General features: G+C 58.8%; 14 protein-coding genes. 4 read left to right on the forward strand and 10 right to left on the reverse strand.

Annotated features, from left to right (window positions below; translation table 11 throughout):
• Position 1 precedes the first annotated feature (1 nt).
• The 4 genes from ACIY1O_RS11080 to ACIY1O_RS11095 all read right to left on the reverse strand — a co-directional run bounded on the left by ACIY1O_RS11080 (position 2) and on the right by ACIY1O_RS11095 (position 3,774).
• Positions 2 to 910, reverse strand: coding sequence for a cell division protein FtsX (locus ACIY1O_RS11080; protein ID WP_397475143.1), 909 nt, complete (start codon positions 908 to 910; stop codon positions 2 to 4).
• Entirely contained in the window at positions 907 to 1,578 is a 672-nt protein-coding gene (locus tag ACIY1O_RS11085) for a cell division ATP-binding protein FtsE (protein WP_397475144.1), read from the reverse strand. The genes ACIY1O_RS11080 and ACIY1O_RS11085 overlap by 4 nt, the downstream gene beginning before the upstream one ends.
• Positions 1,579 to 1,829: 251 nt before the next feature.
• Entirely contained in the window at positions 1,830 to 3,146 is a 1,317-nt protein-coding gene (locus ACIY1O_RS11090; protein ID WP_397475145.1) for a YjiH family protein, read from the reverse strand.
• Positions 3,147 to 3,186: 40 nt separating this feature from the next.
• Positions 3,187 to 3,774: a DUF1989 domain-containing protein gene (locus ACIY1O_RS11095; protein WP_397475146.1), complete on the reverse strand. Its 588-nt coding sequence runs from the start codon at positions 3,772 to 3,774 to the stop codon at positions 3,187 to 3,189.
• Between the two features lie 321 nt (positions 3,775 to 4,095).
• On the opposite strand from ACIY1O_RS11095, the gene ACIY1O_RS11100 reads away from it, so the two are divergent.
• The 3 genes from ACIY1O_RS11100 to ACIY1O_RS11110 all read left to right on the forward strand — a co-directional run bounded on the left by ACIY1O_RS11100 (position 4,096) and on the right by ACIY1O_RS11110 (position 7,226).
• Positions 4,096 to 5,280 (forward strand): amino acid ABC transporter permease, encoded by a 1,185-nt coding sequence (locus tag ACIY1O_RS11100; RefSeq protein WP_397475147.1) that lies wholly within the window; start codon positions 4,096 to 4,098, stop codon positions 5,278 to 5,280.
• A 1-nt stretch (position 5,281) separates the two neighbouring features.
• Positions 5,282 to 6,352, forward strand: a complete 1,071-nt coding sequence (locus ACIY1O_RS11105; RefSeq protein ID WP_397475148.1) for an amino acid ABC transporter permease — start codon at positions 5,282 to 5,284, stop codon at positions 6,350 to 6,352.
• Between the two features lie 202 nt (positions 6,353 to 6,554).
• Positions 6,555 to 7,226 (forward strand): YiaD family glycine zipper/OmpA-like lipoprotein, encoded by a 672-nt coding sequence (locus ACIY1O_RS11110; RefSeq protein ID WP_397475149.1) that lies wholly within the window; start codon positions 6,555 to 6,557, stop codon positions 7,224 to 7,226.
• Positions 7,227 to 7,293: 67 nt separating this feature from the next.
• Here ACIY1O_RS11110 and ACIY1O_RS11115 read toward each other — a convergent pair whose 3' ends face one another.
• Entirely contained in the window at positions 7,294 to 7,686 is a 393-nt protein-coding gene (locus ACIY1O_RS11115) for a helix-turn-helix domain-containing protein (protein WP_397475150.1), read from the reverse strand.
• A 119-nt stretch (positions 7,687 to 7,805) separates the two neighbouring features.
• Between ACIY1O_RS11115 and ACIY1O_RS11120 the strand changes: the two genes are divergently transcribed.
• On the forward strand, positions 7,806 to 8,552 hold the full coding sequence (locus ACIY1O_RS11120) for a winged helix-turn-helix domain-containing protein (RefSeq protein WP_397475151.1): 747 nt from the start codon (positions 7,806 to 7,808) through the stop codon (positions 8,550 to 8,552).
• A gap of 45 nt (positions 8,553 to 8,597) precedes the next feature.
• Here the strand turns inward: ACIY1O_RS11120 and proB are convergent, their stop codons facing one another.
• The 5 genes from proB to ACIY1O_RS11145 form a co-directional block, all read right to left on the reverse strand.
• The gene (gene proB, locus ACIY1O_RS11125; RefSeq protein WP_397475152.1) at positions 8,598 to 9,752 is read right to left on the reverse strand and encodes a glutamate 5-kinase; all 1,155 of its coding nucleotides are present in this window, start codon (positions 9,750 to 9,752) and stop codon (positions 8,598 to 8,600) included.
• Between the two features lie 82 nt (positions 9,753 to 9,834).
• Positions 9,835 to 10,947 (reverse strand): GTPase ObgE, encoded by a 1,113-nt coding sequence (gene obgE, locus ACIY1O_RS11130; RefSeq protein ID WP_397475153.1) that lies wholly within the window; start codon positions 10,945 to 10,947, stop codon positions 9,835 to 9,837.
• A 165-nt stretch (positions 10,948 to 11,112) separates the two neighbouring features.
• Entirely contained in the window at positions 11,113 to 11,373 is a 261-nt protein-coding gene (gene rpmA / locus ACIY1O_RS11135; protein ID WP_397475154.1) for a 50S ribosomal protein L27, read from the reverse strand.
• A 32-nt stretch (positions 11,374 to 11,405) separates the two neighbouring features.
• On the reverse strand, positions 11,406 to 11,717 hold the full coding sequence (rplU, locus tag ACIY1O_RS11140; protein WP_397475155.1) for a 50S ribosomal protein L21: 312 nt from the start codon (positions 11,715 to 11,717) through the stop codon (positions 11,406 to 11,408).
• Positions 11,718 to 11,858: 141 nt separating this feature from the next.
• Positions 11,859 to 12,121 (reverse strand): bifunctional ornithine acetyltransferase/N-acetylglutamate synthase (locus ACIY1O_RS11145; protein ID WP_397475156.1); only part of this gene is annotated, 263 nt, incomplete at its 5' end.

Raw genomic sequence — 12,121 nt, forward strand, 5'->3', positions numbered from 1 at the left:
ATCAGAACTGTGTGTTGCGCGTGACCGACCAGCGGGCGGACAGCGCGCCAAGTATCGCCACCACTACGACTGCCAGCGCCAGATCGATTGAATCAGGCATGCGCAGCGCCAGACTGGTGCCGTAGCTTTGGGCCAAGCGGGCCAGGGCGGTGTTCAGGGGCATCAGCGCAAACCACGCCAACGCGATGGCGGCCAGCCCCGCCGTCAGGCCGGTAAGCGCGCCAAGGTATAAAAAAGGCCGGCGCACGAAAGCTTCGGTTGCTCCCACCAGGCGGGCCACGCCGATTTCTTCGCGTTGGGTAAGCGCCTGCATGCGCACTGTGTTGAAAACTGTCGCCAGCACCACCAGGGCCACGCCCATTGCCAATAGAACCAGCCCGATGCGAGCAAAGCGCAGAATGGCTTCCAGCCGCTGGACCCAAGCGCTGTCGTGTTGCACCAGATCGACCTGCTCCCATTGTCGCCACTGGGTAGCCAGAGCGTCTGCATGACTGGCGAGGTTCGGATGATCGTGCAATGTGACCACCATCGCATCGGGCAACGGGTTGGAAGGCAGAGCGGCCAGCGCCTGAGACCAGTTGGGGTTCGCCTTGAACTTGGCCAGAGCCTGCTCACGAGGCACCAGCGTAACGGAGGCCACGTCGTCTGCGAAGTCGGTTTTCAGGCGCTGCGAGAGCTGGGTGCCCGCCTCTGCGTTGGCCCCAGGCGACAGGAAGATGGTCATCTCGGGCGACACAGAAAGTTGCTTGGCCACGGGTTGCGCTGTAATCAGGATGGCCGCGCCCAGTATGGGAACAGTAAGAGTAAGGGCGATAACCAGCAGGTTGGCCAGCGAGGAAAACGGCTGGGCGAGTAGTCGTCGTGCGGCTACAGCCAGTGCATAGCGATGTTGTCTAAGCCAGCGCCTCATGCCGCCGCCCCTTTTTTGTCGTTGAACTTTCCATGGTCAATCAGGAAAGTGCGGTTGGCGTATGATGCCATGAGCTCGCGGTCGTGCGAGGCCAGCAGCGTGGTGACGCCCACACGGTTGAAATCCCTGAATACGTCCATGATGCGCCGCGCGGTTTCGTGATCCAGGTTGGCGGTGGGCTCATCGACGATGAGGATGGCGGGCCGATTGACGATGGCGCGAGCGATCGCAAGGCGCTGCTGTTCCCCGCCCGAAAGCTCAATGGGGTTCATGTCTTCTTTGCCTGACAGGCCCACTTTTTCGATCGCCGCCCGCGCTCGGGTGGCGGCCAGGCGGCTTTCAAGCCCCAGGACCTTGAGCGGCAGCAAGACGTTCTCGATGGCGTTGCGGTCGTACAGCAGGTGGGTGTCTTGAAGAATGATGCCGACTGCCCTTCGCAGGTAGGGACGCGCACGGGGCGGCATCCTGTCTATGCGCTGATTGTTGACCGAGATGGCGCCACGGCTGGCCGGCTCCAGCCCGCCGATAAGTTTGAGCAGGGTTGACTTGCCTGCGCCCGAGGGCCCCGACACGAAGACGAACTCGCCTGGTTCGACGCGGAAATTAATGTCCGAAAGTATGTTTCGGCTTCGTCCGTAGGACTTGAACACATGTTGGAACTCGATCATGGGCACGGGAAGGTGAAGGAAGCGCGGCGCAGGAGGCGCACTAGATGGTGATTATGATAACTTGCTCCAAGGGTTCCTGTCGCACCGTCAGCTTGGCTACGCCGTGCCGATGAGCTGGTGCAACCGCCGCGTGTTGGGCTGGAATCTCGCGCGATGTGGGCGAGACGTTGGAGTCATGAAGGGCTGAGTGAGCCCGGTGTCAGGCCGCGCTAAGCTGACTTGACACCGGAAGATCGGATTGCGCCCAAAGATCAGAATAGCAGTAGTGTGATCGGTATGGCGATGACGAGACTAATAAGGGTGCGCAAGAACCAGATCAGCACCATTTTTCCCACACTGAGCGGAATGCTTGACGATAGCACGCAGGGAATGCTGGTCGAGAAAAACAATATTCCCGAAATGCTGACGACGCCCACAATGAACTTGGTTGCCAGTGTCGCCTCTACCACGATCAGGGCCGGCAAAAGGATTTCGGTAATGCCCAACGAGACCGCTTTGGCAGTGAGCATGGGCTCAGGAGCTTGCAGCAGCAAAGTGATCGGATAAAAAATGTACGCCAGATAGTCAAAGATGGGCGTACGCTCGGCAATCAGCATGCAGGCTATGCCAATGGCGAGAATCGCCGGAAGCACGCTGGTAGCCATTAAAAAGGCGCCTTTGAGCTGATCCAGGATACCGGTGCCCAAGGACGTCGCACGCGACGAGACATCTACGGCCTGGGTATAGGCACCGCGCATGATTTGGCTCTCGACGGTGTCTTCCGGCATGGCCTGGCTGGGGTCATGGTATGTATCGGGCACACGGCTGAGGGGCCAGAATCGAACCAGGATGGCGGTTACCAAGTAGGTGGTGATCATGGCAACCAGAAAGAACATGGGGAAGTACTCCATGATATCCAGCGTCCGGGCCATGATGATAATGAAGGGGATCTCAACGGCGATGAAGCCTGTCGCGATGATGACGGCCTCGCGCTGGCTGAGCTTGTTGTGCTTGTAGTCGTTGCTTACCATCAGGTAGATCACGATCAGGCTTGCAAAGCGGGACGTGATGGCATGGATGGCCGATCGCCCGGGCACCTTCCAGATCGGGCGCATGATGCGTTGAAAAAGCACGCCCAAAAACTCCATCAGGCCATAGCCGGTGAGAAACTGCAGGAAGATGGCGCTAATCGGAACAATCAGGCTGATGCTCAACACCAGTTCAAAAAAAAGAAACTTCCCTATGTGTTCTTCCAGGAGCCACTCGGGTCCGGTGTTGAACATGATCAGGACGCCGGCAATGAACCCGACGATTTTGATCAAGGTGTAGACGGCTTCGAACCGACTCTCCTTCCAGCTATCGTTGAAAAAGGGCAACAGAGCCCCTATCAGCATGAGCAGCAGTGCGTAAATGGCAATACCGGTTGGCAGTGCGCCAAGTAGCGACCGGGAGATCAGGTCGATGGGAATGGAGCGGGTCTCGCCTATGGTGAATGGGACAAAAAACGCGATGATGCCGATGAGGCTGAAAACAACAAACTTGACGGCCGGCCACGTGGGACCGGAAACAGGCTGTCCAGAGCGTTCCATGAAATTCCTCCTTGGGGGCGAAGGTTGTGGACGTACAGTTTTAGTTATCGAGAACGTCCACCTGGATGGCTGTGCAGTTGTAGTCGTTGCACTCTGTGATGTCTTCAGCGCAACTGGAAATGGCCACCAGGCAGTCCATTAGCGCGCGCAACTCGATGTAGTCGCCTGGTTTGGAATACGGCAGTTTGATGCTGTGCTTGTAGTTCTCGTCGATAACTGTGTGCATGAAGATATTCAGGGGGTTGGGCACATAGCCTTTGCCGATGCCATGGGGCTCGAGCGCCATGGCCAGGTTTTCGTAGCAGCCATTGCGCGGCCCCACCTTGAAGACATGCTCGTACAGGTAGCTGTTGCACGGTGAATAGTAGAGGTCATGCACGCCAACCTTATCGTCGACAATCTCGAACATGAGGTTTTTCAGGTTCGAGAACAGGTAGTCTCCTGTGCTGATGCGTCCGGATTGATTGACCCGGGTGTCGGCCTGAGACAGAAACTCGGAAAAATCATGAAGGTTGAAGCAAACAAAATCGGCTACCTGGTGGCCTTCGATATCGGACACCCGTATTCGTTGTCCTTTGCGTACGATGAACGATTCGCCTGATTTGGGTGGAATGATAGTGGTGCTCAAGGTTGTCTCCATTAAATAATTTGTTATCGCCTATGCGGCGACTTATTTTTGTAGTAATTGGTAACAAGTAAGCTACGCCAAGCTCAGCGGCAGGTAACAAGGCTTGATTGTGGCGTGTTCCGATTCTCGCGTCTTCGGCCGGCATTGGCTTTGGGTGCTTACCCTAATAGTTTTGCCCGCGCCGTACACTCCGCCCGAACCCATAGGGCCGGGGGCTGGGGGTTGGTCTGGGATGAATGTGATATCTTGCCGGGGAACCGTATCGAATTGGCCGTTGCGGCTGTCCTATTTAGTGTTGACAACACACTAGCAAAAGTTGCCATGACCTCCTCAGCATCTTCTTCATCATCGCGCCGGCCGCCACGTGTAAAGTACGGCCGGCGTTTGCGGCCGCTTGTATATCAAGCCTTGTTGCTGGCCGCAGTGGGGTTGGCGGTGTGGTTTCTCGTGGCCAATACCCTGGCCAACCTGCAGGCGCGCAATATTTCCACAGGCTTCGGTTTTCTTGGAGACGAGGCCGGCTTTGCGATCGGCGAGAGCGTGGTCGCCTACTCACCGAACGATACCTATGGCCGGGCTCTTTGGGTCGGCGTATTGAATACTTTGCGCGTCGCCGCAATAGGCATCATCGCCGCCACGCTGCTTGGCACCATGTTGGGCCTTGCGCGCTTATCGCGCAATTGGCTCGTGACAGGCGTGGCGGGGGCTTATATCGAGCTTATGCGCAATGTACCGTTGCTTTTGCATCTGCTGTTCTGGTATGCCCTCATCACCGAAAGCACGCCTGGTCCGCGCCAGGCTTTCAACCCTCTTCCCGGGGTGTATCTGTCGAACCGCGGGTTGGCGATTCCCTGGGTTCAGGGCGAGTCCATCGGCGTGTTGGCCTGGGTGGCGGCGGCATCTTTGGTGTTGTATGCCGCCTACGGGCTGTGGACGGCGAGAAGGCGAAAGAGGGGCGGCAGCGTTGCGATGCCCGCCTGGGGTGCCGGGATTGTGCTTGTGGCCTTGCCGGTAATCGCCTGGGTCGGTACCGGCGGTTCGATGCAATGGCAGTCGCCCGAGCTTAAGGGGTTCAATTTCCAGGGCGGCCTTACCCTAAGCCCTGAATTTGCGGCCTTGCTGATTGGGCTGGTGCTGTACACCACGGCGTTCGTCGCCGAAGTGGTGCGATCGGGAATCCAGGCCATTGGCCGCGGCCAATGGGAGGCGGGCCGTGCTCTGGGGCTTGCCCCGGCGCAGGTGCTGCGCCTGATCGTATTGCCACAGGCGTTGAGGGTTATTGTTCCGCCCATGACAAGCCAGTATCTCAACCTTACGAAGAACAGCTCGCTTGCCGTTGCCATCGGCTACCCGGACATAGTGTCCATTGCCAACACCACATTGAATCAGACAGGACAGGCCGTGGAGGGGGTCATGATCATCATGGCCGCCTACCTGACTGTCAGTCTTTCAATTTCGGTGCTGATGAACTGGTACAACCGGCGCATCGCCTTGGTGGAGCGCTGATATGGCCGGGCATGCAAGCGCTATTTCGGCGCACTCTGCTCGCAAGTCTGTTTTTCGGCGTCTTGCCGACGGGCTTTTCGCGACGCCCCTGAATGCTTTGTTGACGGCATTGGTGGTTTGGTTGCTGCTAATGACTGTGCCGGCGGCTGTAGAGTGGCTGCTCATCGATGCAAATTTCCGGGCTGGCTCTGCGTCGGAGTGCCGCGCCGCCTCGGGCGCGTGCTGGTCGTTCATCGCCCACAAGCATAGGCTGATTCTGTTCGGCATCTATCCCTACGACGAACAATGGCGGCCATTGCTTGCTACTTTTATTCTTATCGCCCTGGTTGTTTGCACCTGCCTGCGCCGGTTCTGGCACGCCTGGCTGGCGGGCATTTGGGTGGTGGCGCTTGCCTGTGCGGGAGTATTGATGTGGGGCGGCGTGTTCGGCTTGGCGCCGGTTGAAAATCGCCTTTGGGGTGGCTTGCCCTTGACGCTGATGCTGGCCGTTTTCGGTGTGGCGGGGGCTTTTCCGCTGGGTGTACTGCTGGCGCTTGGACGCCGCTCGGAACTGCCTGCCATCAAGGCTCTTTGCGTGGTGTATATCGAACTGATCCGCGGCGTGCCGCTGATCAGCCTGCTGTTCATGTCGTCGGTAATGCTGCCCTTGTTCCTGCCCGAGGGGCTCTCCATCGACAAGCTGCTCAGAGCCCAGGTCGCCATCATCATGTTCGCCGCCGCCTACGTTGCCGAGACCGTAAGGGGGGGCTTGCAGGCCATACCCAAAGGTCAATACGAGGGGGCCGCATCGTTGGGGCTGGGTTATTGGCAATCGATGGGAAGCGTGATCTTGCCGCAGGCGCTGACAGTTGTGGTCGGCCCGCTCGTAGGCATATTCATTTCATTGTTCAAGGACACTTCTCTAGTCATGATCATCGGCATCTTCGATCTTACCCAGGCGGCGAAGGCGGCTATCGCCGACCCTCAATGGCAGGGTTTCAGCACCGAGGCCTACTTGTTCATTGCGGGCATTTATTTCGTTTTTTGCTATGCCATGTCGCGCTATAGCAAAGTGCTGGAACGCGCCCGATAAATAGCGCCAACGGCGTCACCTTTTAAATAAGTGTCAAGAACGTTGCAATAAGCAAACCGCCTTCAATGTGTATGGCTCATACTTGATGGTCCGGTACGCGGGGTCCGCCCCGTGGTGAATCCAACAGTTACATTTGTGAGTCCCTGGCCTTGCTAGCATAGGACGGCTGGGAGAGTTTTGTTAACGACAAGGAGAATCAAAAATGAACAAATCTACGCGATTGACCCGCATGGCTGCATGCTTGTCCGCCGTGGCCTTGGTGGCCGGCTGCGCAAGCGTCAATGAAAGCATGAGTGGAATGAGTACGGGCGGCCGCACTGCCACGGGCGCCGGGGCCGGAGCGGCACTCGGGGCAGGATTGGGGGTTTTGATCGGAGACAGCAGCAAGGCAGCTTTGATTGGCGCCGGCATTGGGGCGGTGGCAGGCGGCATCGCCGGGTATAACTGGTCGGGTGTGAAGCAAGATGTGCAGCAGTCTGGCGCCAGCAATCTGGGCATTGATGTCATCGAGATGCCCGACGGCACTTTGAAGGTCAATATCCCCAGCCACGTATCGTTCGACACGGGCAAATATGATCTCAAACCTGAGCTTCTGCCGGTACTGGACAGCGTGGCCCGTGCTCTGGTCCAGCACCCAGAGCTGCGTGCCAAGGCCATTGGCTACACCGACAGTACGGGCCCGGCATCCGTTAACCAGACCCTCTCGGTAAATCGGGCGCAGGCGGTTACCAACTATATTGGCAGCAAAGGCGTGGCGCCGGCCAACTTGATGGTCGAGGGGCGCGGGCCAAGCAATCCGGTTGCAGACAACAATACCGCTGAAGGCCGCGCCATGAACCGCCGCGTCGAGCTGTTTTTGTACGCAGTTCAATAGCATCATTCTTCAGCAAGACGCCAAGGCCGGTTCGCAAGAGCCGGCCTTTTTAACTGATCTTGCCTGCCTACGACTTTTGGATGAGTGAGGCGATCAGGCCGGCGATCGTGTTTTCGACCAGATTGCGATCGGTCTCGGTAAGTGACCAATATATTTCAGGCGAAATATCGCGAAACGGCCAATCGAGCACCGGCGGTTCCGGGTTGCCGTCGGCCAGGCCGTAGCGAGAACCAGCCAGCATGGGGGAATCGTGATCCATTGGCCCGACCCCTTCGGCCAACCACTGGGCGCTAACTTTCAGTACCGAGGCCAGGCGGAATATGGCTTTGGGGAACCGGCGGGCATTGCTTTCATAATTAGCTACGGCGCCCTGCGAGATACCGCAGGCACGCGCCAATTCAGCTTGCGTCATCTGACGCAGCCCTCTGGCAAAACGAAGTCGATCGGCAAACGTATTCACATACGTGATTGAATCGGCTTATTCAATCACATTGGAGATATTCATTAATACGTTTGAAATAATTTAATGTAAAATCAAGTAACAATCTTTGCTTTGCTATGCCGGAAGGTCATGCAACCATGGGTCCTGCAGTTCTTTTCTATACTCCCGACTCCGCTCCCGATTTGCCGGCACACGAGCAAGCTTTGGCCGAGCATGGTTATCGGCTTTGCCATTGCCCGGATACGGCAGCCCTTCGCTTGAGCCTGCGGCGCGAACTAGAGCTGGCGTCGCATACCAGGGACCCCGTCCTGGCGGTGTTGGCGGCAAGTGCTCCATTGAACCGTTCGGCGGCCAGCATTCTGGCGGCGACGCCGCAAGTGGGGGTGCTGGCATGCATTGATGCCTGCGACGACGCTACGCTTGCAACCACCTTGCAACTGGGGGTGGACATCTGGTGCCCCCGTACTTCCTCACCCCAGATTCTGGCATTGTCTCTGCATAGCCTGAAGCGTCGGCTCGAACGTTGCGAGCCCACCTCTGGTGCGCCAAAGGGTGTGCCTTGCGACTCGGACACCGAAGCGGGTTTCTGGGCTCTGAAAGATCAGGGCTGGGTGCTTGAGACGCCTGCGGGGAGGCTTGTTCGGCTCACTTCGGCCGAACGCCAGTTTGTGCTGGGCCTGGTTCAGCAAGCCAATCAGGCGGCTTCGCATGCCGAGCTGTTGCAGGCCCTGGGTCGCCATCAGCCCGACAGTGCCGCCGCGCGCTCAACGCTGGGGGTGCTGGTCAGCCGCCTGCGCCGTAAGGTGGCCGGGCACGGGGCAGAGCTGCCGGTCCGGTCGATACACAACCGGGGCTATATGTTTACCGCCGGCATCCGGTTGTAGGCTGTTTTTGCCGCCGATGGCGGGCGGACCGTGAAGCGGTCAAGATTACGCCTTCGTGGGACGGTGGTTGAAAACCATATTGTCGCGGTGGATCAGTTCGGTGTCCGACATGCTGCCCAGTATCTCAGCGATCTTGCTGCTGGGCTGGCGCATAATGCGGCGCGCATCGTTGGCCGAATAGTTGATTAGCCCCCGGCCATACTCGATGCCATGCTCATCGATGCAAGCCACCACATCGCCGCGTTCGAATTCGCCTTCGACGGCGATGACCCCAATGGGGAGCAGGCTTTTGTGCCCCTGGGTCAAAGCTTTGACGGCGCCGTCGTCCAGCATCACTCTTCCGCGCATGCGAAGTTGATTCACCAACCATCTTTGGCGGGCCGAGCGCACCGGAAGCAAGGCGCGCAGTTCGGTGCCAATGCGTTCGCCGTCGGCCAGTCGCAACAAGACATCCGGCTCGCGTCCCGAAGCGATGATGGTGCTGCCGCCGCTATTGGCCGCGCGCTTCGCCGCCAGCACCTTGGTCAGCATGCCGCCGGTTCCGATGCCGCTGCCCGCGCCGCCCGCCATCGATTCCAAGGCCGGGTCGCCTGCCTGAGCCGTGCCGATCATCTGTGCCGATGGGTCTTTGCGAGGATCGGCGCTGTATAGGCCTGTTTGATCGGTAAGGATAATCAGCGTTTCGGCTTCGATCAGGTTGGTGACCAAGGCGCCAAGCGTGTCGTTGTCGCCCAGGCGGATTTCATCGGTAACCACGGTGTCGTTTTCGTTGACGATCGGCACCACTCCAAGGCTCAGCAATGTGTACAGCGTGCTGCGGGCGTTGAGATAGCGCCTGCGGTCGGAAAGGTCTTCGTGGGTGAGCAATATTTGTGCGGTACGCAGCCCATGGTCGGCGAACGCCACTTCGTAGGCCTGGACCAAGCCCATTTGACCCACCGCCGCGGCCGCCTGCAGTTCATGCATGGTGTTGGGCCGGCGCGCCCAGCCAAGCCGGGCCATGCCTTCGGCGATGGCTCCGCTGGAGACCAGAACAACTTGTTTTCCCAAAGCATGCAAGGCGGCGATTTGTGCCGCCCATTGAGCCACCGCCGCCTGGTCCAGCCCGCGCCCTTCGTTGGTGACAAGGGAAGAGCCGACCTTCACGACGAGGCGCTTGGATTGAGGAACGACCGGCTTGTTATTAGTGGCGGCGGACATCGGGCGGAACCCACTGTGATTGAACGAACGGCCTGGCGCCGCGACGAATCGGCTATTTTAACTATGGCCTGTGAACGGGGGCTTAATCAGACGGAGAAGCGCCGCGGGAGGGATCAAAGCGCGGGTCGTCCTCGACGGGCTTGCCTGCTGCGACGTCTTCCTTGCGTTGTTCGAGCGCTTTTTGCTGGTCGAGCCAATCTTGCAGCTTCCAGATCAAGGCTTGCGTGCCCTCGCCCGACAACGCGGATATGCCGAATACCGGACCGTCCCACTCCAGCTCGGCGCATAGTTGTTGGGTGAGGCCCTCGGGGTCGGCGACCATGTCAAGCTTGTTGAGCACCAGCCAGCGAGGCTTGGCGTAAAGATCGGCGTCGTAAAGGCGTAATTCTTCCACGATGGCGCGCGCGTCGGCCGCTGCCTGAGGTATCGGGTCGATGTCGGGATCGGGCGACGAGACGTCAACCAGATGAAGCAGGACGCGGGTGCGCGACAAATGGCGCAGGAATAGATGACCCAGCCCGGCGCCCTCGGAGGCTCCTTCGATCAGGCCCGGAATATCGGCGACCACGAAGCTGCGTGCGGCAGAGGTGCGCACCACGCCCAAATTGGGGTGCAGGGTGGTGAAGGGATAGTCGGCAATCTTGGGGCGGGCATTGGATATCTTGCTGATCAGTGTGGATTTGCCGGCATTGGGAAGGCCAAGCAGGCCCACATCGGCCAGGATTTTTAGCTCGAGGCGCAACTTGCGTTGCTCGCCAGGCTTGCCGGGGGTGAATTGCCGGGGCGCCCGGTTGGTGCTGGATTTGAAATGCAGATTACCCATGCCGCCCTCGCCGCCGGCCGCCAAGGTGACTTTTTCGTCGTGGCGGTCGAGATCGAATAGCTGCTCGCCGGTATCGGCGTCGAGGATAGTGGTGCCCACAGGCACGCGCAGCACAATATCCGGCGCAGCTGCGCCGTACTGGTCGGAGCCGCGTCCGTTTTCGCCGTTTTTGGCGCGATGCAAGCGGGCGTAGCGGAAATCGACCAGCGTGTTGATGTTGCGGTCGGCGATGGCGTGGATGCTGCCGCCGCGGCCGCCGTCCCCGCCGTCCGGTCCGCCCTTGGGAATGAACTTTTCGCGGCGGAAGCTGGCGACGCCATTGCCGCCTTTTCCGGCGATGACCTCGATGGTTGCCTCGTCTACGAATTTCATGAGTGTTTTCTAGTAAAAATACAGGGGCCGCAAGACATGCGGCGGTCGGCGACAATGCCGGGCTTGCAGCAACCTTGCGGCTGGCAAGGCGCGAATCAATCTATTCTAGAACAAAAAAGCCCTGCCTCCGGGGCAGGGCTTTGGGCTTGTCGCGTTGCGAAAAGCTTATTCGGCTGCTTCGACCGACACGGTGCGCTTGTTAAGCGCGCCTTTGATGCCGAACTTGACCTTGCCGTCGACCAGCGAGAACAGGGTGTGGTCTTTGCCGATTCCGACGTTGCTGCCAGGGTGGAACTGAGTGCCGCGCTGGCGCACGATGATGGAACCGGCGTTGATGGCCTGGCCACCATACACTTTTACACCGAGTCGCTTAGCCTGTGAATCGCGACCGTTACGCGTAGAGCCGCCGCCTTTTTTCTGTGCCATGTTTAGCTCCTGCTATGCAATACCGGGTTCGATCAGGCCGTGATGGCTTCGATGCGAAGTTCGGTGTAGTTCTGACGATGGCCCTGGCGCTTTTGATAGTGCTTGCGACGGCGCATCTTGAAGATCTTGACCTTGTCATGCCGGCCTTGCGCAAGAACTGTTGCCTTGACCAGGGCACCGGAGACCAAAGGAGCGCCGATTTGCAGCTGCTCGCCCTCGCCAACGGATAAAACCTGATCCAGGGTGATTTCTTGCCCAATGTCTGCCGGTATCTGTTCTACCTTAAGTTTTTGGCCGGTGGTAACTCGATACTGCTTACCGCCGGTTTTTATGACCGCGTACATGGGTTAACCTCAAAATGAAATTTTTGGCCAATATGCCAAGCCTGCTATATTAACTTGCTTTTGTCAGCGAAGTCAAGAACATAGCGAGCCGGGGCCGGGGTGCTTCAGGCTGAGTTTGCCCTCGACGCACGGCCGGCCGGATCAGGAGCGATAGTCGGCGTTGATGCTGACATAGTCGTGCGAAAAGTCGCAGGTGTAGACCGTTTCGCTTGCATTGCCACGGCCCAGTGCGATCCGCATGGGGATTTCAGCCTCTTGCATGACGCGCTGGCCGTCTTCTTCATGGTAGTCGGGGTGGCGTTGCCCTTGGCTGGCGACCAGCACGTCGCCAAGCCACAGGCTTACGCCCGAGACATCCAGGTCGGAAATGCCGGCGTAGCCGATTGCGGCAAGGATGCGGCCCA

It is taken from the genome of Pusillimonas sp. (assembly GCF_044464525.1).
Taxonomy (GTDB): Bacteria; Pseudomonadota; Gammaproteobacteria; order Burkholderiales; family Burkholderiaceae_B; genus Pusillimonas.